This is a genomic window from Nocardioides deserti (assembly GCF_014266025.1).
GTDB classification, from domain to species: Bacteria; Actinomycetota; Actinomycetes; order Propionibacteriales; family Nocardioidaceae; genus Nocardioides; species Nocardioides deserti.
Genome location: NZ_JACMYC010000008.1, coordinates 73,016 through 94,742, shown reverse-complemented (window position 1 = coordinate 94,742; position 21,727 = coordinate 73,016). Strand labels below are relative to the sequence as shown.

The window sequence follows — 21,727 nt, the reverse complement described above, 5'->3', positions numbered from 1 at the left end:
TCCCTCACTCCTCGTGGAGGTCCAGGCCGAGGTCGAAGACGTCGACGGAGTGGGTGAGCGCGCCGACCGAGATGTAGTCGACGCCGGTGGCCGCGACCTCGCGGGCGCGGTCGAAGGTCAGCCCGCCCGACGCCTCGAGCCGGGCCCGGCCCGCATTGATCCGCACCGCCTCGGCCATCACCTCGGTCGGCATGTTGTCGAGCAGGACCTCCTCGCAGCCCGCGGCGAGCAGCTCGCGCAGCTGGTCGAGGTCGGTGACCTCGACCTCGACGCGGAGCTGCGGGTACGCCGCGCGGACGGCGCGGTAGGCGGGCACGACGCCGCCGGCGGCCACCACGTGGTTGTCCTTGACCATGGCGCGGTCGGACAGGCTGGTGCGGTGGTTCTGCCCGCCGCCGCACCGCACGGCGTACTTCTGCAGCGCGCGGTAGGTCGGCAGGGTCTTGCGGGTGTCGAGCACCCGCGCGCCGGTGCCCTCGAGGGCGTCGACCCAGGCGGCGGTCGCGGTGGCGACGCCGGAGAGGTGGCTGGCGTAGTTGAGCGCGGTGCGCTCGGCGGTCAGCAGGCCGCGGGCCGGGCCGGCGACGCGCATGACGACGTCGCCGGGCCGCACCCGGGTGCCGTCGGGGAGGCGGTCGGTGACCTCGACGCCGTCGCCGAGCACGACGTGGAAGACGAGTGCCGCGATCCCGAGCCCCGCGACGGTCCCGGCCTCGCGGGCGCCGAAGTCGCCGACCGCGCGGGCGTCGGCGGCGATGGTCGCGACGCTGGTGACGTCCTCGGTCGGGACGTCCTCGGCCAGCGCCTCCAGCACGTGCGCGTGGACGGCGCGCGGGTCGAGACCGCCGGCCTCGAGCTCGGCGAGCAGGTCCGCTGGGAGTGCGTCGTACGAGGTGGGGGTGATCATCGGCCGAGGCCTCCATCGGTCGCGGGGGCGGGGTCGAAGGCGAGCGTGGTGGTCGCCGTCGCGGGGTCGAGGCGGACGTCGAAGTGACCGGCCCAGCGGGCGTCGTCGCGCTCGGGGTGGTCCTCGCGCCAGTGGGAGCCGCGGGTCTCCTCGCGCAGCGCGGCCGCGTCGGTGAGGGCGGCGGCGATGGTGAGGAGGTTGGTGGTCTCCCAGGCGTCGAGGTCGACGACGTCGGCCGCCTTGCCGGCGAGCCCGTCGAGGACGGCGGCGGCCTCGGCGAGGCCGCCGGCGCTGCGGAGCACGCCGACCCGACCGGTCATCACCTCCTGGAGGTCCTGGCGGACCGACCGGGCGACGAGGCCGGCCGGGCGGACGTCCTCCGCGGGCTCGGCCCAGGGTCGGAGCTCGGCGGGAAGGACGGTGGCGATGCGCCGGGAGAAGACGAGGCCCTCGAGGAGCGAGTTGGAGGCCAGCCGGTTGGCGCCGTGGACCCCGGAGCAGGCGACCTCGCCGGTGGCGTACAGCCCGGGGACGTCGGTGCGGCCCCACAGGTCGGTGCGGACCCCGCCGGAGGCGTAGTGGCAGGCCGGCGCGACGGGGATCGGCTGGGTCACCGGGTCGACGCCGTGGCTGCGGGCGGTCGCGAGGATCGTCGGGAAGCGGCGCTCCCAGAAGTCCGCGCCGAGGTGGCGGGCGTCGAGCCACATGTGCGGCGTGCCGGTCTCGTGCATCCGCCGGGTGATCGCCTTGGCCACCACGTCGCGCGGGGCGAGGTCGCCGAGCTCGTGGACGCCCGCCATGATCCGCTCGCCGTCGTGGTCGACGAGCACGGCGCCCTCGCCGCGGACCGCCTCGGAGATGAGCGGCTGCTGCCCGCGGGAGTCCGGCCCGAGGTACATGACGGTGGGGTGGAACTGGACGAACTCCAGGTCGCGCAGCGTCGCGCCGGCCCGCAGCGCGAGCGCCATGCCGTCGCCGGTGGCCACCTCCGGGTTCGTGGTCTGGGAGAACACCTGGCCCAGCCCGCCGCTGGCCAGCACGACCGCGCGGCACCGGACCGCGCCGATCCCGTCGCGCTCGCCCTCGCCCATGACGTGCAGCGTCACGCCGGCGACGCCGGCCGCGCCGTCGGGCCCGTCGCTCTCCTCGGAGAGCAGCAGGTCGACGGCGAGCGCGTGCTGGACGACCTCGATGTCGGTCGCCGCCGCGACCGCCGCGATGAGCGCCCGCTGGATCTCCGCGCCGGTGGCGTCGCCGCCGGCGTGGGCGATCCGGTCGCGCAGGTGCCCGCCCTCGCGGGTCAACGACAGCAGGCCGGCGGCGTCGACGTCGAAGCGCGCGCCGAGCGCGATCAGCTCGTGGACCGCAGCCGGCCCCTCCCCCACCAGCACCCGGACGGCGTCGAGGTCGCAGGCCCCGGCGCCCGCCACGAGCGTGTCGACCTCGTGCTGGTCGGGGGTGTCGCCCTCCCCGAGCGCGGCCGCGATCCCGCCCTGCGCCCACTGCGTCGATCCGGCCGCCAGCACGTCCTTGGTGACGACGAGGACCTTCTCGACGTGCTCGCGCAGCCGCAGCGCCGCGGTCAACCCGGCGATGCCGGAACCGATGACCACGACGTCGGCACGGGTCGTCCACCCCGGCTCGGGAGCGGTCAGCCGCCCCGGGAGGCGGCGTGCCGGCGGAGGGGTGACGGGGCCGGCCATGAGGCGCAGGCTAGCGAGCCGCGGTGACGTCGCCGCGGACCAGACCGGCGCCGCCGAAGGTCTCGGCCGGGTCGAGCCCCGTGGCCAGGATCTTGTTGTCGGCGTCGACGAACACCACGCTCGGCTGCAGCTCCTTGGCCTCCGCGGTCTCCATCTGGCCGTAGCCGATGAGGATCACCAGGTCGCCCGGGTGCACCAGGCGCGCCGCGGCACCGTTGATGCCGATCACGCCCGAGCCGCGCTCGCCGGCGATCGTGTAGGTCTCCAGCCGCGCGCCGTTGGTGATGTCGACGATGTGCACCAGCTCGCCGGGCAGCAGGTCGGCCGCGTCGAGGAGGTCCTCGTCGACCGTCACCGACCCCACGTAGTGCAGGTCGGCCTGGGTCACGGTCGCCCGGTGGATCTTGCTCTTCATCATCGTGCGCAGCACTTCAGTGATCTCCCTGCTGATCTGGGGTCTGGTCGTGGGGTGCTGCTCCGATGCGGAGCGGCATGTTGTCGATGAGGCGCGTGGTGCCGACCCGGGCGGCGACGAGCACGCGCGCCTCGGTGCCGGGCGGCACGGGGTCGGGCAACGAGTCCAGGCCGGGCGTGGTCACCTCGAGGTAGTCGAGGTCGACGGCCTTCGCGGCGCGGAGCTCGGCCCGGGCGGCGTCGAGCGCGGGCGCGAGGCCGTACGCCGCCGCCTCCTGCGCGGCGTGCAGCGCGCGACTGAGGGCGAGCGCCTCGGTGCGCTGCTCGTCGTCGAGGTACCGGTTGCGGCTGGACAGCGCCAGTCCGTCGGCCTCCCGGACGGTCTCGGCGCCGACCACGTCGACCCCGAGGCACAGGTCGGCGGCCATCCGCCGGATGAGCGCCAGCTGCTGGTAGTCCTTCTGACCGAAGACCGCCACGTCGGGACGGACCAGGCCGAAGAGCTTCGCGACCACGGTCAGCACGCCGGCGAAGTGTCCGGGGCGGCTGCGCCCCTCGAGCACGGACCCCAGCGGGCCGGGCTCGACGGTGACCATGCCGCTGGTCGAGCCCGCCGGGACCCCTCCGGGGTAGACCTCCTCGACGCTCGGCGCGAAGACGACGTCCACGCCCTCGCGCGCACACACGTCGAGGTCGGCGTCGAGGGTGCGCGGGTAGCGGTCGAGGTCCTCGCCCTCGCCGAACTGGAGCGGGTTGACGAAGACCGACACCACCACCGGGCCGTCGCCGACCCGCGCGCGGGCCTCGCGCACGAGGCTGGCGTGGCCCTCGTGGAGCGCGCCCATGGTCGGCACCAGGCCGACCGGGCGGCCGGCGCGTCGGGCGTCTGCGAGCAGGGCTGCGAGCTCCCCACGCGTCGGCGCGAGGACGGGGCGGTCGGTCATGACAGGTAGGTCGCCCGCGTCGTGGTCGGCCCGGCCGCGGTCGCGGCGGCCACGCTCGCCCGGGCGAGCAGGTCGTGGATCTTCAGCGCGCGGATCGGCAGCAGGCGGCCGTCGGTGACGGCGCGGTCGAGCGTGGCGCGCGCCATGGCGACGTACGACGGCAGCGTCTGCGGCGCGTTGGCGAGCAGGTCGTCGAGGTGCGCCTCGACCGTGCCCGCGTCGCCGCGGACGATCGGGCCGGTCAGCGCGGCGTCGCCGTGCGCGAGCGCGTTGTCGAGCGCCGCCGTCAGCAGCGGGCGCAGCGTGCCCGACGGGTCGTCGGCGCCGGCCGCGGCGAGCATCTCCATCGCCTCGGTCACCAGTGTGACCAGGTGGTTCGCGCCGTGCGCGAGGCCGGCGTGGTAGAGCGTGCGCATCTCCTCGGGCACCCACATCGGGCGGCCGCCGAGGTCGGCGACGAGCGCCTCCGCGGTCGCCCGCTCGTCGGTTCCCGCGGTCAGGCCGAAGACGCAGCCGCGCAGCCGGTCGAGGTCGACCTCGGTGCCGGTGAAGGTCATCGCCGGGTGCATCGCGACCACCCGGGCGCCCACCTCGCGCGCCGGCTCCAGCACGGCGAGTCCGTGGCGGCCGGAGGTGTGCACGACGTACTGGCCCTCGCGCAGCGCACCGCTCGCGGCCAGCATCGAGACGACGTTGCCGAGCATGTCGTCCGGCACGGTCAGCAGCAGCACGTCGCACGCGCGGGCGACGGCGGTCGGCTTCTCGTTCGGCACGCCCGGCAGCAGCGCGGTGATCCGCGCGCGGGAGGCGTCCGACTCGCCGGCGGCGGCGACCACGGTGTGGCCGGCAGCGCCCAGGGCGGCGGCGAGGACGGCGCCGACGCGACCAGCGCCGACGACGCCCACCCCGAGGGGTCGGTGCGTCATGGTTCGAACCTTTCGTTCCAGTCCCTCCGACCACCCGCTCGCCCGGTTCTCGGGTCCGTGGGCCGGTGTGGGTACCGGACGGTGTGCTCGTGTCCTCGATGGAGTGGTGCCGTGCTGTACCCCCGATCGGGCAGGTCCAGCGCCTGCAACGGTACGCCGGTCCCGTCCTCCCGGAGAACGCTTCGGCGACGTGACCTGGGCCTCACCGGGGTGCGGCCGGGCGTTGGGGTCACCGGTTAACCGGTGACCCCTGCACATATCGGGGCAGATCTGCCCCGATATGTGCAGGGGTCGCCTCGGTCGCGGGGCTGGCGGGGTTGATGGGGCTCGGAGTCGACGGCAAACCACGAGACGGCCACCCGGTCGGCCGACTTCGCTTCGGGAACAACCAGCCCGCCGCAGCCGGATACGCGTCAGCGGCGCTGGGGGCCGACGTCGAGGGGGCGGGGGGCCCGCGGGAGCCACTCGTGGGTGACGTGGTCGACGATGTGCTGCCCTGCGGGGGCCTCGATCCGGACGACCCCGGCGGGGACGGTGCCCTCGCGCAGGGCGTTGAAGACCTCCCACTCGCGCCGCTTGCGCTTGTTGCGCCAGGAGGTGGCGAACGACGCCGGGTCGGTCCAGTGGGCGAACTCGTCACCGTCGAGGTACTTCAGCTCCACGCACAGCCCGAACGGCAGCCCGATCGACCGGACGTCCTCCGGCGTCGTGCGGATCTCCCACTCGAAGGCCTTGGTGTAGACGAAGTCCGGGCCGATCGGGAAGCCCCACTCCTCGGCGTTGCGCAGGCCGAGGTCGAGGTAGCCGAGGGAGTCGGAGGCGAGGAACAGCGGGTGCCGCGGCACCCGCACGATCGTCTGCACCTCGCCGACCTGCCAGCCGAGGTCGGCGATGGAGACCTCGCCCTCGGTGGTCAGCACCATGTCGCCGTCCCACTTCCACGAGTAGCGGGTGCCGACCTGCGCGAAGCACCAGTTGTAGAAGTACGACAGCGAGTGCACCGACAGCTCGTGCACGGCGAGGTGCTCGGCGCCGGCGCGCGCGACGGCGAAGGGGTACGACGTGAGCGTGAGCTTGTCCCCGCGTCCGTGCCGCTCGGCGGTCTCGCGCACGACCTCGGGCGTGCCGTCGGTGGAGCCGTTGTCGACGACGAGCACGTGGTCGCAGGCGCGCAGCAGCGGCGGCAGGACGAACGGCAGCGACGGCGCCTCGTCCTTGACCCGCAGCACGGCGGTGGTGCCCGGGCGCAGGCCCTCGGGCCGGGCCCAGGGCCAGGTGATGTCGTAGTCGGTGTGGCCCTCGAGGTTGGTCAGGCCGGTGCGGCCGAGGTGCGCGGTCACGAGCGCGTCTTGCCGACGGCCTTGCGCAGGCCGCGGCGGACCGACGGCGGGATGGCGGCGCGCAGGCCGTGCGGGATGCGGTCGGCGAGGTCACCGACCGGCGCAGCGGGAGCAGCCGCGGCCGAGCCACCGCCGGGGCGACCGGCGTTCGGGCGGCCCTTGAGCTCGCGGCGTACGGCCTGCTCGGCGGCGACCACCGAGGACCGCGAGATCGCCTCGGACTCCTCGTAGAGCTCGACGTAGGCCTCGCGCAGCTGGTCGAGGTTGTGGTGCACGTCGGGGGTGTCGCCGCCGGGGTCGGCGAGCTTGTTGAGCTCGGCCCAGGTGTCGGCGGTGAGGTCGTGCAGCCGCTTCGGCAGGCCGAGGTCCTCCAGCGACTGGGTGACGCGGCGCAGGGAGGGGTCGACGAAGCGGTGGCCGTCGCGGATCTGCTCGGACCGCGCGTGCAGGACGTGCTGCAGGCCGAGCGTCTCGCCGGCGTGCATGCAGGTCTTGGTCCAGTCATCGAGCAGGTCGGCGTACCGCACGAAGACCCGCGCACTGCCGTCGCCGCCCTCGATCGAGCCACGGGTGGCGCGCTCGGTGTGGAGCAGCATGTTGAGCCAGGAGGCTGCCAGGTGGGCCGAGCCGAGCCGGTTCTTGTAGTAGGTCTGCTTGCTGCCGACGACCTCGGCCGGCGGCCGCAGCATCGTCGCGAAGACGGGGGTGGCGCCGGTGCGGACGGCCGCGACGCGCCACAGGGAGAGGAACCACGCCAGGCGGGGGTCCTTGACGACCAGCTCGCTGCTGACCGCGAAGTGCGACTCGAGCCACGCGGCGGTGGTGATCCGCTCCTTCTCGCGGGTGGAGACCCGGCCGGTCTCGAACCACGCGTCGGGCCGCGAGTCGCTGACCTGGACCCCGGCCTCCTTCAGCAGGCGGTCGTGGTGCTCGACGGCCCAGGCCGGCTCGCCGAAGCCCTTGGGGTTGGTCTCGTCGGCGACCACCTCCGGCTGCGGCACGTGCAGGCCGAGGATCTGCATCAGCCCGGCCATCGTGCTGGTGCCGCTGCGCCCGGCACCGGCGACGAACAGCACCTTGCGGGGGTAGTCGGCGGGGTCGACGGCGGACGGGTCCGCAGGCTGCTGCGCGGAGGGGACGGCGTCGGGGGCACTCACGACCAGGGAGCCTATCGCTCACTACTGTCGGCCCATGCAGCTGCGACCGTGGGCCCGGCGCCAGACCCGGGTGAGCGTCGTGGTGCCGGTCTACGACGTGGAGCGCTACCTGTCCGCGTGCCTCGACAGCGTGCTCGCCCAGGCCTCTCGCCGGGTCGACCTCGAGGTGGTCGTCGTCGACGACGGCTCGCCGGACGGCTCGGGCGCGATCGCGGACGAGTACGCCGCCCGCGACCCGCGGGTGCGGGTCGTCCACACCGAGAACCGCGGCCTGGGCGCGGCCCGCAACGAGGGGCTGCGGCACGTCACCGGGGAGGTCCTGGCGTTTGCCGACTCCGACGACGTCGTGCCGCCCGGCGCGTACGCCGTGCTGCTGCAGGCTCTCGAGCGCACGGGCAGCGACCTGGTGACCGGCTCGGTCGCGCGGTGGGAGGACGGCGGGCTGGCCGAGCCGCCGTGGATGCGCCGGCTGCATGCGCAGGCCGGCGCGTCGACCGTCGAGGAGCACCCCGAGCTCCTGGGCGACGTGTTCGCGTGGAACAAGCTCTACCGCCGCGACTTCTGGGAGTCCGCGGGGCTGTCGTGGCCGGAGGGCGTGCGCTACGAGGACCAGCCGACGACGACGGAGGCGTTCCTGCGGGCGCGGCGGTTCGCGGTCGTGCCGGACGTGGTCTACCACTGGCGGATCCGCCACGACGGCAGCTCGATCACCCAGCAGCGCTCGTCGCTGACGGACCTGCGCGACCGGTGGGCCACCAAGCGGATGGCGCTGGCCAGCGTCGAGCGGCACGGCTCGGGCGAGGTCACCCGGGTCTTCCGCGACCGGGTCCTGGCCGGGGACCTGCACCGCTACTTCGACGAGCTGCCCGGGTGCCCCGACGACTGGTGGGAGCTGCTGCACGCCGGCGTCGTGGAGCTGTGGGGCGACCGGTCGCTCACGCACTCGGGCCTGACGCCGGCGTACCGCCTCGTGGGGTGGCTGGTGGAGCAGGGCCGCCGCGAGGACGCGGCCGCGGTCGTCGAGCACGTGCGCTCGATCGGCGGTCCGCTTCCCCGCGTGCGGACAGCAGCAGGGCCGCGGATCGACGTGCCGGTCATAGACCCGGACACCGTCGCACCCGCGGCCCTGGAGCTGCGACCGCACGAGGCCTAGGGCCTGGTCAGAGCAGGCCCTCCTCCTCGAGGAAGTCGCGGGCGACGTCCTGCGGGGTCTCGCGGTCGACGGTCACCCGGGCGATGAGCGAGCCGAGGGTCTCGTTGTCGAGGGCGCCCATCAGGTCCTCGAGCGGTTGCTGGGCGTCGGGGTGCTCGTCGAGGAACTCCTGCGAGACCAGCGGGACGAGGTTCTGCGCCGGCTGGATCTGTTGGTCGTCCTCGAGCAGGACCAGGCCCTGGTCCTCGAGCGTGCCGTCGAGCGTGCCGGTCTGGCCGACCTGCGCCTCACCGTCCAGCACGGCGGCGTAGGTCTGTGGGGAGGCGAAGCCGAGCGGCAGGACCTCGGTGACGTCGATGCCGTAGACGTCCTCGAGACCGGCCTCGCAGTCCGCGCGACCCGGGCAGTCCTCGTTGGCAGCCAGGACGACCGACGTGCCCTCGAGGTCGGAGAGCGTCGTGACGCCCTCTGCCTCAGAGAACTCCTGGGTGACGAAGTAGGCGTTCTGGGAGGTGGCCTCCGACGGCGCCAGGAGGGTGAGCCCCTTCTCCTCGAGCAGCGGGGTGACGGCGTCGACCGTCTCCTGGGTGTCGGTGGTCGTGATCGGCTCGGCGTCCGGCCCGTTGACCGTGGTGTTCATGAAGTCGGCGATGCCGCCGACGTACTCGGGCGCGACGTCGACCTGGCCGGGCATCTGCTGCACGTAGATGTCGCGACGGCCGACCTCCTTGGTCGTCACGTCGTAGCCGGCGTCCTCGAGGACGGCGGCGTACATCGCACCGACCAGGGCGGCCTCGTCGAAGCTCTGCGTCGCCAGCGTCACCTCGCCGCCGGAGCCGGCGGGCGTCGCGCCGTCCCCGGACTCCTCGGAGAGGTCGTCGCCGGCACAGGCCGAGCCGAGCGAGAGGACCCCCACCGCGGCGAGGGAGAGGACTGCTCGTCGTAGCTGCATGTGTTCACCTTCTGTGTCCCGCGGCCGAGCCGCGCGTGTCCGGTGCGGCGGTGTCCCCCGTCGCTCGACGTCCGGTCGTCCCCGGCGCCTCCGTCACTGTAGGGGGGACGTCCTCGCCAACGGTGCGGCTGCGTGCCCGGCGCTGGGGGTCGACGGCGCGCTGGACCAGGGCCGAGCCGGTCTCGAGGCACAGCGCCACGACCGCGACGACGACGGCTCCCGCGATGCCCTTGCCGTAGTCGTTGGCCGCGAACCCGTCGGTGATGACGCGACCGAGCCCCGGCCCGGCGACGAGGGCCGCGATCGTGGCCGTCGCCCACACCTGCACCAGCGCCAGCCGGAGGCCGGACACGACCAGCGGCAGGGCCAGCGGCAGCTCGGCCCTGCGGAACACCTGCCACCCGGTCATGCCCATGCCGCGCGCGGCCTCGGTCACCTCCCGTGGGACCTCCCTGACGGCGACGTACGCCGCGGTGATGATCGGCGGCAGGCCGAAGAGCGTGAGCGCGATGAGCGTCGCCAGGCCGGCCCGTCCGTAGGGCCCCAGCTGCGCCGTGCCCGGCCAGTCCGCCGCGACCAGGACCGCCAGCAGCGCGAAGGTCGGGACGGCCCGGCCGATGTTGGACACGTTGATCGCCAGGAACCCTCCGCGTCCCCGGTGCCCCAGCGCGAGGGCGATCGGCAGCCCCACGACCGTGGCCGCCGCCAGGGCCGTGACGGTCAGCAGCAGCTGCTCGACCAGGAGCGCCAGCATGCCGCCGCCGCCTCGCCAGCTGGTCGGGTCGAGGAGGTGGTCCCAGGTGTCGGCGAGGACGTTCACACGGTGCTCCCGCGCGTCCAGGGGGTCAGCAGGCGCTGCAGCAGCACGATGACGGCGTCGAGCACGAGGGCGAGGAGCACGCACAGCACCGAGGCGGTGAGCAGCTCCGCCCGGAAGTTGCGGGCGACGCCGTGCTGGATGAGGTTGCCCAGCCCGCCGTACGACACGAGAGCCCCGACCGTGGTCAGGGCGACGGTCGACACCGCTGCCACCCGCAGCCCCCCGAGGAAGACCGGCAGCGCGAGCGGGAGCTCGACGCGCAGCAGCAGGCGGGTCGGACCCACGCCCTGGCCGATCGCGGACTCACGGACCTCCTCGGGCACGGCCCGCAGCCCGTCGAGCAGCGAGCGGACGAGCACCGTCAGCGCGTAGAGGGCGAGGGCGAGGACGACGGTGGCCGCGCTCAGGCCCGTGAAGGGCAGGAACAACGGGAACAGCGCCAGCGAGGGGATGGTGTAGAGGCCGGTGCTGACGGCCAGCACCGTGGACTCCAGGCGCCGTGTCCGCCGGGCGAGCAGGGCCAGCGGGAAGGCGAGGGCCACGGCCAGCACGATGGCGGCGAGCGTGATCCCGACGTGCTGGACACCGGCCTCGGTGATCTCCTCACGTCGGTCGACGACGTACTGCCAGCACCACCACTCGTTGCGCACGGAGCTGTAGCAGCTCGGCTCGGCTGCGGGCGGAGCCGCGGCCGCCGCCAGTACTGTCACGCGCATGGACGCTACCGGCCCTGCGGGCGGGACCGCGATGATCCGGCTCTCGGGTGTCGGCAAGACGTACGACGACGGGACGGTCGCCGTGCAGGCGCTCGACCTCGAGGTCGCCGCCGGGGAGCTGCTGTGCCTCGTCGGGCCCTCGGGCTGCGGCAAGTCGACGACGCTGAAGATGATCAACCGGCTCATCGAGCCCAGCACCGGCCGGATCGAGATCGACGGGCGCGACGTCACCGGCGAGGACCCGGTGCGGCTGCGGCGCAGCATCGGCTACGTCATCCAGCAGGTCGGGCTCTTCCCGCACCAGAAGATCGTCACCAACGTGATGACCGTGCCGCTGCTGTACGGCGAGTCGAAGGCGACCGCCCGCGCCCGCGCCACCGAGCTGATGGAGCTCGTCGGGCTCGACCCGGGGACGTACGCCGACCGCTACCCCCACCAGCTCTCCGGCGGCCAGCGGCAGCGCGTCGGCGTGGCCCGTGCGCTCGCCGCGAACCCGCCGGTGCTGCTCATGGACGAGCCGTTCGGCGCGGTCGACCCGGTGGTGCGGGTGCGGCTGCAGGACGAGTTCCTCCGGCTTCAGCGCGACCTCGGCAAGACCGTCGTGCTGGTCACCCACGACATCGACGAGGCGGTGCGGATGGGCGACCGCGTCGCGGTCTTCGCCGCCGGCGGCCGGCTCGCGCAGCATGCGACGCCGGCCGAGCTGCTCGCCCGGCCCGCCGACGACTTCGTCGCGGACTTCGTCGGCTCCGAGCGGGGACTGCGCCGGCTCTCGGTCACCACGGTCGACCCGGCGCACCTCGAGCCGCTCGACGGCGTACGCCTCGGCGACCTCGGCGCCGCGGTCGAGGTCGGCGCCACTCTCGAGGAGGCCCTCGCCGCCATCCTGCGCAGCGACCACGGGATGGTCGGCGTCAGGCGCGGCCCGGTCTTCCTCGGCGTCCTCACCCCCGCCGGCGTCCACCGCGCGCTGCGCGCCTCCCTCGCCGGCTGACCCGGCAGGCCCGGCCCGGTCCGTGAGTCGAGGTCGGGTCCGGGGCCGGGCTCGGGGCCGGGCGGTCGACGGTCGTTCAATTGCGCGGAAGTCGACCGGTGGAAGCGCTTCCGCACGTCCACAACCGCACAATTGCGCGGTTGTGGACGGCCCGCGCCTGCCGGTCAGGCGACAGGGACGTCGCGGTGCCAGGACTCGGTGACGTACTTCGTGGCCCAGCCCATGGAGGTGTAGAGCCCGTCGGCGCCGGTGGAGGAGTCGGCGTCGACCTCGAGGCCCACGCGGTCGCGGCCGCGGTCGGCGGCGTCGGCGATGATCGTGCGCAGCAGGCCCTTGGCGACGCCGCGGCCGCGGGCGGCCTCGAGCACGCCGAGGTACTCGACGTACGACCCGTCCGGGCCGCCGCCGGAGCTCTCGGAGACAGCGCCGACGAGGGTGCCGACAGCGGTGCGGCCGCCGTCCTCGACGAGCTCGGCGAGCCACCAGTGGTCCCAGCGGTGGCCGGGGTCCTCGCGGAGCCGGTGGACGAACTCCTCGAAGGTCTCCTCGTGGTGGTTGAAGTGGTCGACGAAGGCGCCCTCGAGCACGTCGTGGACCTTGCGCAGGTCCTCGGTGTCCGGCATGCCGTCCTCGCCGCGGCGCACGCGCCGGAAGACGACACCCTTGCCCTCCCACCGGGCCGGCGAGGGCACCAGCCGCGCCTCGTCGGCGGTCACGGGCCGGCTCATCTGCCACCAGGTGCGCACCCGCTCGAAGCCGGCATCGGCGAGCCACTTGTGCTGCCGCTCGTCGTCGGCGAAGGCGCCGGTGTCGATCTGCTGGGTCTCCAGCCCGCGCGCGGCGCCGAGCACCTTGGCCTGGCCGACGCCCCACTCGAAGAGCACGTCGGAGCAGGCCTTGGCGATCCGCTCGGGCAGGTCGCGCTCGACGACGTGGACGAAGAGCATCCGGCCGGCGGCGCGGTCGTGCGCGCTGGCCCAGCCGCGGATCTCGCCCTCGGCGTCGCGGACGACGACGTTCTGCCGCATCCGCAGGCCGTGCTCGGAGACCTCGACGAGGACGTCGTCGACGCCCGCGCCGGCCCAGCCGCGGCCGTGCCGCTCGTGGGCGCGCAGCAGGTGCGTCAGCCGGGCGACGTCGAACCGGTCGGCCGGGTCCGGTGTCCCGACCTCCCACCCGCTCGGCAGCCCGGGCGCCTCGGCCACGAGCTCCTCGGGGTCGTTCTCGAACCGGGAGTCCTCAGGGATCACGAAGGACAAGTCTCCCCGGTGGTCGGTTCGGCAAACCCCCGCGGGGTACGCGTGGCGACCGGCTCAGGCGCGCTTGCGGGTCGCCTCGGCGGTCTGCCAGGCGGCCGTGACGACCTCGAGCTCGGCGCGCAGGACGTCGACCTCCTGCTCCAGCTCGGCCATCCGGACGATCGCCTCGGCGGCGCGCTCCTCGGCCGCGTCGAGGTCCGCGGAGAGCTCGGCGCGGGCCCGGTCGGCGGCGTCGGCCCGGCGCGCCTCGGTGCCCAGCTTGAGGGTGGCGTCGGCGACGCGCTGCTGCGCGGCGGTCAGCCCCTGCTCGAGGTCGGCGATGCTCGCCTCGCGGTCGGCGATGCGGCGCTCGACGGTCTCGACGTACGTCGCGTGCTCGGCGGCACGCTCCTCGGCCATCCGGCGGTAGGCCTGCGCCTGCTCGGCTCGGTCGCGCGCGGCGTCGCGGCGGGACTGGGCCAGCTCGGCCGAGGTGATCCGCGTGGCGGCCGCGCCGAGCACCACGGCCAGCACGGCGGCGCCGGCGGTCAAGCCCCACGAGCCGGTGGCGATGGCCGCCGCGACGGCGACCGCGCCCACCACGAGCAGCCCGACGGCCACGGTCAGCCGCGTCGAGCGCTGCCGGCGACGCGAGGCAGGAGTGACCGATGGTGCCGCTGAGGTTGCCATGTCCAGCAGGTTAGGGCGCCGCGTCGTCGGACCGGACGCGACACGCGCGCTCGAGCAGCAACGCGGTCACCGCCACACCGGCCCCGGCCAACGCGGCGGCGGCCGAGCGCCAGGCGCGCTGCTCGGCCAGCTCGGCGGGCACCCCGAGCCAGGACACGGCGTACCCGAGGTAGCCGCCGGCGGCCAGCGCGCCGACGTACGCGCACGCGCGCGCGAGCACCAGCCGGTTGACCGCCTGCTGCGGGTCGAGCCGCTCCCGGCGCACGTGCACCTGCCGGAAGGTGATCCAGGCGGTCGCGCCGAGGATCGCGACCACCAGCAGCAGGGCCAGCGGCTGCGCCCAGGTGACGAGGGGCGGGGTGCCCCACCGGTCCGCGACCGGGTGCACCAGCCACCCGCCGACCAGGCCGACGACGGCCCAGGCGGTCAGGGCCGCCGGCGAGGTGGGCCGGAGGCTGCCGCCCGGCTCCTCCGGCGGGCCGGGGGTGCCGAGCGGGTCGCTCACCCGACCTCGAGCGTCAGGTCCTCACGCAGGGTCAGCCCGTCGGTGCCGATCCCGGCCAGCAGCTCGCTGATCGGGCCGTGGCCCGGCAGCTCGGCGTCGGGCTCGAGGTCGAACCACGGCTTGAGGACGAACGCGCGCTCGTGGGCGCGGGGGTGCGGCAGGCGCAGGCTCGGCTCGTCACTGCGGCGGTCGCCGACGACGATCAGGTCGACGTCGAGGGTGCGCGGGGCGTTGGGGACCTCGCCGCGCTCGCGCTCGAAGGCGTCCTCGATCGCCAGCGCGCGGTCCATCAGGCGGCTCGCGGCGAGCGTGGTGTCGATGAGGACGACGGCGTTGAGGTAGGTCTTCGCGTCCGCCGGGGAGTCGACCGGGTCGGTCTCGTAGACCGGCGACGCGGCGGTCACCCACACGTCGGGGGTGTCGGCGATGGCGTTGACCGCGCCCTGCAGGCTCGCCATCCGCTCACCGAGGTTGGACCCCAGGGCCAGGACCGCACGACGGATCGGACGCATCTCCCCGGTGAGGGTGTCGGCGTCGATGATGTGCGGATTGGGGGTCTCAGTCACGGTGGGCCCTCCGGGTGATGGTGAGTGCGACGTCGGCGAACGTCGCATCGACGGGTGCGTCCGGCTTGTGGACCGTGACCCGCGCCCAGGCGACCTTGGCGTCCGCCAGGCAGACGTCCGCGATGCGCTGGGCCAGGGTCTCGATCAGGTCGACCGGGTCTTTCTCCACGGCGGCCTTCACCGCCGCCACGAGACTTCCGTAGTCCACGGTGTCGTGCAAGTCGTCACTCGCCGCCGCAGGGGCGGTGTCGACACCGAGCGTGAGGTCGATGACGAACGTCTGCCCTTCCCTCCGCTCGAAGTCGAAGACGCCGTGGTGGCCCCAGCACTCGATGCCGGTGACGGAGATCTCGTCGGTCATGGGCGTCCTCCCTGGACGGGGGCGGCGACGGGCGCGGCGGCCGCCGGCTCGTCCAGCGCGGCGACGACGGCGAGGGCGTCACGTGTGGCGCGCACGTCGTGGACGCGCACGCCCCAGACGCCCTGTCGGGCCAGGTGGGCGACCACCGCGGCGTGGGCGTGCTCGCGCTGCTCGACCGGCCGCGGCGAGCCGTCGTCGGCCGCGAGCAGCCGGCCGAGGAACGACTTGCGGCTCGCCCCCACCAGCACCGGCTGGCCGAGCGCCGTGATCGGGTCGAGGTCGCGCAGCAGCTCCCAGTTGTGCTCGCCGCGCTTGGCGAAGCCGAGCCCCGGGTCGAGCACCACGCGGGCCGGGTCAACGCCCGCGGCCAGGACCGCCTCCAGCCTCTCGGACAGCTCGGCCGCGACCGTGCCCACGACGCCACCGGGTCCGTCGTACGTCGCGAAGTCGGCCATCCGGGTGCTGTGGGCGCGCCAGTGCATGGCGACGTACACCGCGCCGGCCGCCGCGGCGACCTCGAGGATCCGCGGGTCGGCCAGGCCGCCGGAGACGTCGTTGACGATCGTGGCGCCGGCCTCGAGCGCGGCCTCGGCGACCTCGGCGCGCATGGTGTCCACCGACACGACGCCGTCGCGTGAGAGGTCGCGGATCACCGGCACGACCCGGTCGAGCTCCTCGGAGACCAGCGGCCGGGTCGCGCCCGGACGGGTCGACTCGCCGCCGATGTCGAGCACGTCGGCCCCGTCGGCCAACAGGCTGCGGCCGTGGGCGACGGCGGCGTCCGGCTCGACGTACCGGCCGCCGTCGGAGAACGAGTCGGGCGTGACGTTGACGATGCCCATCACCCGGGGGCGGCCGATCGGGAGGAACAGCCCACCCACCGCCGACGCCGGCGTGGCGTCGTGGTGCTGACCCGGCTGGAGCGTCGCCACGGCAGCCGTCAGTGGGTGCCGCGGATCAGCGCCATCGCCTCGGCGCGCGTCGCGGGCTCGGTGAGGAAGCTGCCGCGCACCGCGGACGTGATGGTGCGCGCGCCCGCCTTGCGGACGCCGCGCATGGTCATGCACAGGTGCTCGGCCTCGATGACGACGATGACGCCGCGCGCCTCGAGCAGCCGCACCAGCGCGTCGGCGACCTGGGTGGTCAGCCGCTCCTGGACCTGCGGGCGGCGGGCGTAGACGTCGACCAGCCGGGCCAGCTTGGACAGGCCGGTGATCTTGCCGGACTCCGCCGGGATGTAGCCGACGTGCGCGACGCCGGTGAACGGGACCAGGTGGTGCTCGCACATCGACCACAGCTCGATGTCGCGGACCAGCACCATCTCCTCGTGGCCGATGTCGAACGTCGTGGACAGGACGTCCTCGGGCCGCATCCGCAGCCCGGCCGTCACCTCGGCGTACGCCCGGGCCACGCGGGCCGGGGTGTCGAGCAGGCCCTCGCGGTCGGGGTCCTCCCCGATGGCGATGAGCAGCTCGCGGACCGCGGCCTCGGCGCGCGCCTGGTCGAACGGCGGCACCTCGGCCGGGTCGCGCTCGACCTGGCTCACGCGGTCGGTCATGCGGTCCCGCCGGGGTAGGGCCCCGGGGTCGGCGGCGCCGGCGGGTCCACCGGCCCGATCGGACCGGCACCCGGGCCGCCGTGCACGTCGCCGCCGGGGCCCGGCGGGGTGACGATGGAGCCACCCTCGCCGTTCGGGGCGACCGTGGCGTTGGCCTTGGCCCGGTCGCGGATCTCCTGCGGGATCTCGATCGGGGGGATCGCCGAGGGGTTGCGGTCCGGCGAGCCGGTCCACGCCGGGCGCGCCGAGCGGCGGCGCAGCGGCTCGAAGATCCGGGCGACCTCGGCCTTGTCGAGCGTCTCCTTGTCGAGCAGCGCGAGGACCAGCGCGTCGAGGACGTCGCGGTTCTCCTCGAGGATGTCGAAGGCCTCCTGGTGCGCGGCGGCGAGGAACTTCTTGGTCTCCTCGTCGACGATCGCGGCGACGTCCTCGGAGTAGTTGCGCGAGTGGCCCATGTCGCGGCCCAGGAACGGCTCGCCCTGGGTCTCGCCGAGCTTGATCGCGCCGAGCCGCTCGGTCATGCCGTACTGCGTGACCATCGCGCGGGCGAGCGAGGTCGCCTTCTCGATGTCGTTGCCGGCGCCGGTGGTCGGGTCGTGGAAGACCATCTCCTCGGCCGCGCGGCCGCCCAGCATGTAGGCGAGCTTGTCGAGCATCTCCGAGCGGGTCTGGGAGTACTTGTCCTCGTCGGGCAGGACCATCGTGTAGCCGAGCGCCCGGCCCCGCGGGAGGATCGTGATCTTGTGGACCGGGTCGGTGCCCGGGAGCGCCGCGGCGACGAGGGCGTGGCCGCCCTCGTGGTAGGCGGTGATGAGCTTCTCCTTCTCGCTCATCAGGCGGGTGCGGCGCTGCGGGCCGGCGATCACGCGGTCGATGGCCTCGTCGAGGGCCTGGTCGGTGATCAGCTTCTGGCTGCTGCGGGCCGTCAGCAGGGCGGCCTCGTTGAGGACGTTGGCAAGGTCGGCGCCGGTGAAGCCCGGCGTACGCCGTGCGACCGACAGCAGGTCGATGTCCGGCGACATCGGCTTGCCGCGGCTGTGCACCTGGAGGATCTGGTGGCGGCCGGCGAGGTCGGGGGCGTCGACCTGGATCTGGCGGTCGAAGCGGCCCGGGCGCAGCAGCGCCGGGTCGAGCACGTCGGGACGGTTGGTCGCGGCGATGAGGATGACGCCGCCGCGGACGTCGAAGCCGTCCATCTCGACGAGCAGCTGGTTGAGGGTCTGCTCGCGCTCGTCGTGGCCGCCGCCCATGCCGGCGCCGCGGTGCCGACCGACGGCGTCGATCTCGTCGATGAAGACGATCGCCGGGGCGTTCTCCTTGGCCTGCTCGAACAGGTCGCGCACGCGGCTCGCGCCGACGCCGACGAACATCTCGACGAAGTCGGAGCCGGAGATCGAGTAGAACGGCACGCCGGCCTCGCCCGCGACGGCGCGGGCCAGCAGCGTCTTGCCGGTGCCGGGTGGGCCGTAGAGCAGCACGCCCTTGGGGATCTTCGCGCCGACGGCCTGGAACTTCGCCGGCTCCTGGAGGAACTCCTTGATCTCGCCGAGCTCCTCGATGGCCTCCTCGGCGCCGGCGACGTCGGAGAACGTCGTCTTCGGCATGTCCTTGGTGATCAGCTTGGCGCGGCTCTTGGCGAACTGCATGACGCCGCGGCCGCCGCCGCCCTGCACCTGGTTCATGAGGAAGAGGAACAGCAGGATGATGAGCGCGAACGGGAGCAGCGTCGCGAGGATCGAGCCGAGCAGGCTGGGCTGCGGGTTCTCCGAGTTGGACTTCTCGATCGTGCCCTCGGCGCGCTGCTCGTCGACGGCGTCGATGATGTCGATCTGCTGACCCAGCACGTAGTGGGTCATGACCTTCTCGCCGTCCTCGCGGACGCCGTCGTCGAGGGTCGCCTCGATCTTCTGGTCACCGTCGATGAAGGTGATCTCCGAGACGTCGCCGTTGGCGATGTACTCCTCCATCTGGGAGGTGTCGATCTCGTCGTACCCGCCGTTGGGCGCGAGGTACTGCAGGGCCAGCAGGACGCCGACCACGGCGACCACGATCCAGATCCAAGGACCCTTGAATATCCGCTTCACAGGCTTCTTCCGACGCTCGTCTTGAATCCCTGACGGTACAGGTCCGCGGCAACGGGGAGCAGGACCGGTCCGGGCCGGCGCAAGGGTCCCCGGTTCACCGGTGACCCCTGCACATACCGGGGCAGATCTGCCCCGGTATGTGCAGGACTACCCCGATATGTCCGGGCGGGTGGCGATCAGGAGTAGACGTGCGGCGCGAGGGTGCCGATGTCGCGCAGGTTGCGGTAGCGCTCGCGGTAGTCCAGGCCGTAGCCGACGACGAACTCGTTCGGGATGTCCCACCCGACGTACTTCACGTCGACCGGCATCTGCAGCGCCTCGGGCTTGCGCAGCAGCGTCGCGATCTCGACGCTGGCGGGGTTGCGGCTGCTCAGGTTCGACGTCAGCCACGACAGGGTCAGGCCGGTGTCGATGATCTCGTCGACGATCACCACGTGCCGGCCGCTGATGTCGGTGTCGAGGTCCTTGAGGATGCGGACCACACCGCTGGACTTGGTGCCCGAGCCGTACGACGACACCGCCATCCAGTCCATCTCCACGTGGCGGTGGAAGCTGCGGGCCATGTCGGCCATCACCATCACCGCGCCGCGCAGGATGCCGACGATCAGCAGCTCCTTGCCCTCGTAGTCGCGCTCGATGTCGGCGGCCATCTCCTTGATCCGGTCCTGGATCTGGGCCTCGGTGTAGAGCACGTGAAGCAGGTCGTCCGACACGTCAGCAGCGTCCATGCGAGCAGCGTAGGCGAGGTCTCCCGGGCGCGATCCGGCTGGGTCGGGTGGGCCGTCGGGCTCGGGTGGCGACGACCCGGCGACCAGCGAGCGACGTCAGCGCCGCACGACGCTCAGCACCGTCGAGGCGGTCGAGCCCGGGAGCACCGCCTCGTTGCCGAGAAACTGCACCGACACGCGGTGCGTGCCCAGCCCCAGCCTGGGGAGCTCGAGGTACGACGCTCCGTTGCGCAGCTCGAGCGTGGTCAGAGCCTTGCGATCGGCCGTGACCCTGACCTTGCCGGTCACCGGCACGACCTCCGGATGCGTGACCGTGACGCGCACGACGCCGCGCTGGCGCTGCTTGATCCTCGTCCGGTCGAGGGTCACGACGGTGCGCGGCTTCACCTTGCGAACACGGGTGAGGGCGATGTCGCCCACCTCCGCGACTCCGCCAGCCATCCGCACGGGGACCTTGCGCCCGAACCACAGCGTCCGGAACGGGTCCGTGGCACCAGGCATGCTGGCGAGCTTGAGGACGAACCGGCCCTCGGGGACCTGGAGCCGGAAGAAGCCGTCGACCTCGTCGCCGTGGACGTTCGACCCCGCGTAGGAGAGGGCGGTGGCGACCGGATCCCGTAGGTCGCCCGGCCGGTAGGCCTCCACCACGACGTCCAGGTGGGGCTTGCCGGCGCGGTCGACCGCCCAGCCTTGGATCCAGCCGGAGCCTGCGGGGGGCGTGGGTCGCAGAGGGTTCGTCGCACTCCAGGTCGACGTCGGGGCGGGCGCGACGTGCGCGCGCGCTCCGGTCAGGCCGGACAGGCCGAGGGAGCCGAGAAGCAGACCGGTCGAGGCGGCAAGGGTGAGCAGACGGTTCGAGAGCACTCGTCGACAGTAGGTCTGCGCGGCCGCCCCGGGGACCGGAATGGGCCCGGATGACCCGTTCGCGCCATACGGCCGCGCCGGGCGGTCAGGACGAACCACTCAGGCGTGGACGACCACGATGCGGCCGTCGACGCGGCGGGCGCGGAGGTGGCCGGGGAGGTCGACCCACTTCTGGCCGTGCCAGTCGGTGAGGAGGGCGTCGACGGCGAGGACGTGCTCGGAGAAGAGCTCGGAGGCGGGGGCGCCGGCGGCGAGGGCCGCCAGGCGGAGGACGCGGTGGCGGATGGCCGGGTGGTCCTCGAGCAGGGCGGCGACGGGGAGCGAGCCGTCGGGGGTGTTCGCGGCGAGGGCGGCGTGGCGGGCCTCGGCGAGGTCGTCGAGGTGGTCGACGTCGTGGCGGACCTGGTCGGCGGTGCGGGCGAGGGTGGCGGCGACGCCGGGGCCGAGCTGCTCCTCGAGGACCGGCAGGACGGTGCGACGCACGCGGACGCGGGCGTAGCCGGGATCGGCGTTGTGCGGGTCGTCCCAGAACGGGATGCCCTCGACCTGGCAGGCGGTGACGGTGTCGTCGCGGGTGACGTCGAGCAGCGGTCGCACGAACGGGCCGAACGCGCGGCGCATACCGGCGAGCGAGCGGCCGCCGGAGCCGCGGGCCAGCCCGAGCAGGACGGTCTCCGCCTGGTCGTCGCGAGTGTGGCCGAGCAGGACCGTGGCAGGGACGGGGGTCGGGCCGTCGGCGGTGGCGAAGTGGGCAGCGACCTGCTCCAGCACGGCGTACCTCGCGCGTCGGGCGGCCGCCTCGACGCCGAGGCCGGCGGGGTCGACCTGCACGCGGGCGGACAGCGTCTCGTCCGCGCCGAGGCCGGCCATCTGGTCGACGACCCGCGCGGTGTGGTCGACCGATCCCTCCTGGAGGCCGTGGTCGACGACCGCGCCGACCACACGGAGGCCGGCCTTGTGGCCCTCGAAGACGGTGGCGGCGAGCAAAGCCAGGGAGTCGGCCCCGCCGGAGCACGCGACGACGACGGGTACGCCGGGCGGGAGCGGCGCGAGGGCGGCGCGGACGCCGCGGCGTACCGCCGCGACCGCGGGGTGGAGCGCCATCAG

Annotated in this window: 23 protein-coding genes; 2 read left to right on the top strand and 21 right to left on the bottom strand. The window is 73.8% G+C overall.

Annotated elements, in window-relative coordinates; translation table 11 throughout:
* Positions 1-4: 4 nt before the first annotated feature.
* The 7 genes from nadC to H7344_RS14425 form a co-directional block, all read right to left on the bottom strand.
* Positions 5-907: a carboxylating nicotinate-nucleotide diphosphorylase gene (gene nadC / locus H7344_RS14455; protein WP_186346713.1), complete on the bottom strand. Its 903-nt coding sequence runs from the start codon at positions 905-907 to the stop codon at positions 5-7.
* Positions 904-2,610 carry an L-aspartate oxidase gene (locus tag H7344_RS14450; protein ID WP_186346712.1) on the bottom strand — a complete coding sequence of 569 codons (1,707 nt, stop codon included), beginning with the start codon at positions 2,608-2,610 and terminating at the stop codon, positions 904-906. Before H7344_RS14450 ends, nadC begins: the two co-directional genes overlap by 4 nt.
* A gap of 10 nt (positions 2,611-2,620) precedes the next feature.
* Positions 2,621-3,040, bottom strand: a complete 420-nt coding sequence (gene panD, locus H7344_RS14445) for an aspartate 1-decarboxylase (RefSeq protein ID WP_186346711.1) — start codon at positions 3,038-3,040, stop codon at positions 2,621-2,623.
* 1 nt (position 3,041) lies between these two features.
* On the bottom strand, positions 3,042-3,968 hold the full coding sequence (panC, locus tag H7344_RS14440; protein WP_186346710.1) for a pantoate--beta-alanine ligase: 927 nt from the start codon (positions 3,966-3,968) through the stop codon (positions 3,042-3,044).
* Complete coding sequence (locus tag H7344_RS14435) at positions 3,965-4,894, bottom strand: Rossmann-like and DUF2520 domain-containing protein (protein ID WP_186346709.1); 930 nt, start codon at positions 4,892-4,894, stop codon at positions 3,965-3,967. The genes panC and H7344_RS14435 overlap by 4 nt, the downstream gene beginning before the upstream one ends.
* Positions 4,895-5,307: 413 nt before the next feature.
* A complete protein-coding gene (locus H7344_RS14430; protein ID WP_186346708.1) occupies positions 5,308-6,234 on the bottom strand; it encodes a glycosyltransferase family A protein in 927 nt (308 codons plus the stop codon).
* The gene (locus H7344_RS14425; protein WP_229707180.1) at positions 6,231-7,391 is read right to left on the bottom strand and encodes a sulfotransferase family protein; all 1,161 of its coding nucleotides are present in this window, start codon (positions 7,389-7,391) and stop codon (positions 6,231-6,233) included. Before H7344_RS14425 ends, H7344_RS14430 begins: the two co-directional genes overlap by 4 nt.
* A gap of 34 nt (positions 7,392-7,425) precedes the next feature.
* Between H7344_RS14425 and H7344_RS14420 the strand changes: the two genes are divergently transcribed.
* Complete coding sequence (locus tag H7344_RS14420) at positions 7,426-8,544, top strand: glycosyltransferase family 2 protein (protein ID WP_186346707.1); 1,119 nt, start codon at positions 7,426-7,428, stop codon at positions 8,542-8,544.
* A 7-nt stretch (positions 8,545-8,551) separates the two neighbouring features.
* On the opposite strand, the gene H7344_RS14415 is transcribed toward H7344_RS14420, so the two are convergent.
* Genes H7344_RS14415 through H7344_RS14405 form a run of 3 tightly spaced genes read right to left on the bottom strand, consistent with a single transcriptional unit; the run spans position 8,552 to position 11,026 of the window.
* Positions 8,552-9,496, bottom strand: coding sequence for an ABC transporter substrate-binding protein (locus H7344_RS14415; RefSeq protein ID WP_186346706.1), 945 nt, complete (start codon positions 9,494-9,496; stop codon positions 8,552-8,554).
* A 4-nt stretch (positions 9,497-9,500) separates the two neighbouring features.
* On the bottom strand, positions 9,501-10,316 hold the full coding sequence (locus H7344_RS14410; RefSeq protein WP_229707181.1) for an ABC transporter permease: 816 nt from the start codon (positions 10,314-10,316) through the stop codon (positions 9,501-9,503).
* Positions 10,313-11,026: an ABC transporter permease gene (locus tag H7344_RS14405; RefSeq protein WP_229707182.1), complete on the bottom strand. Its 714-nt coding sequence runs from the start codon at positions 11,024-11,026 to the stop codon at positions 10,313-10,315. The genes H7344_RS14410 and H7344_RS14405 overlap by 4 nt, the downstream gene beginning before the upstream one ends.
* A gap of 4 nt (positions 11,027-11,030) precedes the next feature.
* Between H7344_RS14405 and H7344_RS14400 the strand changes: the two genes are divergently transcribed.
* Positions 11,031-12,026 (top strand): ABC transporter ATP-binding protein, encoded by a 996-nt coding sequence (locus tag H7344_RS14400; RefSeq protein WP_373286527.1) that lies wholly within the window; start codon positions 11,031-11,033, stop codon positions 12,024-12,026.
* A gap of 164 nt (positions 12,027-12,190) precedes the next feature.
* Here H7344_RS14400 and H7344_RS21250 read toward each other — a convergent pair whose 3' ends face one another.
* The 11 genes from H7344_RS21250 to tilS form a co-directional block, all read right to left on the bottom strand.
* On the bottom strand, positions 12,191-13,276 hold the full coding sequence (locus H7344_RS21250; RefSeq protein WP_222130680.1) for a GNAT family N-acetyltransferase: 1,086 nt from the start codon (positions 13,274-13,276) through the stop codon (positions 12,191-12,193).
* 63 nt (positions 13,277-13,339) lie between these two features.
* Positions 13,340-13,954, bottom strand: a complete 615-nt coding sequence (locus H7344_RS14390; protein ID WP_186346704.1) for a hypothetical protein — start codon at positions 13,952-13,954, stop codon at positions 13,340-13,342.
* A gap of 10 nt (positions 13,955-13,964) precedes the next feature.
* Positions 13,965-14,459, bottom strand: coding sequence for a DUF3180 domain-containing protein (locus H7344_RS14385; RefSeq protein ID WP_186346703.1), 495 nt, complete (start codon positions 14,457-14,459; stop codon positions 13,965-13,967).
* Complete coding sequence (gene folK / locus H7344_RS14380; protein WP_186346702.1) at positions 14,456-15,025, bottom strand: 2-amino-4-hydroxy-6-hydroxymethyldihydropteridine diphosphokinase; 570 nt, start codon at positions 15,023-15,025, stop codon at positions 14,456-14,458. Before folK ends, H7344_RS14385 begins: the two co-directional genes overlap by 4 nt.
* Entirely contained in the window at positions 15,018-15,386 is a 369-nt protein-coding gene (gene folB / locus H7344_RS14375; protein ID WP_186346701.1) for a dihydroneopterin aldolase, read from the bottom strand. The genes folK and folB overlap by 8 nt, the downstream gene beginning before the upstream one ends.
* Positions 15,383-16,228 (bottom strand): dihydropteroate synthase, encoded by an 846-nt coding sequence (gene folP, locus H7344_RS14370; protein WP_186346792.1) that lies wholly within the window; start codon positions 16,226-16,228, stop codon positions 15,383-15,385. The genes folB and folP overlap by 4 nt, the downstream gene beginning before the upstream one ends.
* 98 nt (positions 16,229-16,326) lie before the next feature.
* Positions 16,327-16,944, bottom strand: coding sequence for a GTP cyclohydrolase I FolE (gene folE / locus H7344_RS14365; protein WP_186346700.1), 618 nt, complete (start codon positions 16,942-16,944; stop codon positions 16,327-16,329).
* The gene (gene ftsH, locus H7344_RS14360; protein ID WP_186346699.1) at positions 16,941-19,028 is read right to left on the bottom strand and encodes an ATP-dependent zinc metalloprotease FtsH; all 2,088 of its coding nucleotides are present in this window, start codon (positions 19,026-19,028) and stop codon (positions 16,941-16,943) included. Before ftsH ends, folE begins: the two co-directional genes overlap by 4 nt.
* Before the next feature lie 176 nt (positions 19,029-19,204).
* Entirely contained in the window at positions 19,205-19,756 is a 552-nt protein-coding gene (gene hpt, locus H7344_RS14355; protein ID WP_166195514.1) for a hypoxanthine phosphoribosyltransferase, read from the bottom strand.
* 96 nt (positions 19,757-19,852) lie between these two features.
* Positions 19,853-20,620 (bottom strand): Ig-like domain-containing protein, encoded by a 768-nt coding sequence (locus tag H7344_RS14350; protein WP_186346698.1) that lies wholly within the window; start codon positions 20,618-20,620, stop codon positions 19,853-19,855.
* A gap of 99 nt (positions 20,621-20,719) precedes the next feature.
* Positions 20,720-21,724 carry a tRNA lysidine(34) synthetase TilS gene (gene tilS, locus H7344_RS14345; protein ID WP_186346697.1) on the bottom strand — a complete coding sequence of 335 codons (1,005 nt, stop codon included), beginning with the start codon at positions 21,722-21,724 and terminating at the stop codon, positions 20,720-20,722.
* Positions 21,725-21,727: the final 3 nt, after the last annotated feature.

Coding starts and splice junctions, on each gene's coding strand:
- nadC (WP_186346713.1), bottom strand. CDS start 907: ATGATCACCCCCACCTCGTACGACGCACTCCCAGCGGACCTGCTCGCC.
- H7344_RS14450 (WP_186346712.1), bottom strand. CDS start 2,610: ATGGCCGGCCCCGTCACCCCTCCGCCGGCACGCCGCCTCCCGGGGCGG.
- panC (WP_186346710.1), bottom strand. CDS start 3,968: ATGACCGACCGCCCCGTCCTCGCGCCGACGCGTGGGGAGCTCGCAGCC.
- H7344_RS14435 (WP_186346709.1), bottom strand. CDS start 4,894: ATGACGCACCGACCCCTCGGGGTGGGCGTCGTCGGCGCTGGTCGCGTC.
- H7344_RS14420 (WP_186346707.1), top strand. CDS start 7,426: ATGCAGCTGCGACCGTGGGCCCGGCGCCAGACCCGGGTGAGCGTCGTG.
- H7344_RS14415 (WP_186346706.1), bottom strand. CDS start 9,496: ATGCAGCTACGACGAGCAGTCCTCTCCCTCGCCGCGGTGGGGGTCCTC.
- H7344_RS14400 (WP_373286527.1), top strand. CDS start 11,031: ATGGACGCTACCGGCCCTGCGGGCGGGACCGCGATGATCCGGCTCTCG.
- H7344_RS14390 (WP_186346704.1), bottom strand. CDS start 13,954: ATGGCAACCTCAGCGGCACCATCGGTCACTCCTGCCTCGCGTCGCCGG.
- folB (WP_186346701.1), bottom strand. CDS start 15,386: ATGACCGACGAGATCTCCGTCACCGGCATCGAGTGCTGGGGCCACCAC.
- folP (WP_186346792.1), bottom strand. CDS start 16,228: ATGGGCATCGTCAACGTCACGCCCGACTCGTTCTCCGACGGCGGCCGG.
- folE (WP_186346700.1), bottom strand. CDS start 16,944: ATGACCGACCGCGTGAGCCAGGTCGAGCGCGACCCGGCCGAGGTGCCG.
- hpt (WP_166195514.1), bottom strand. CDS start 19,756: ATGGACGCTGCTGACGTGTCGGACGACCTGCTTCACGTGCTCTACACC.
- tilS (WP_186346697.1), bottom strand. CDS start 21,724: ATGGCGCTCCACCCCGCGGTCGCGGCGGTACGCCGCGGCGTCCGCGCC.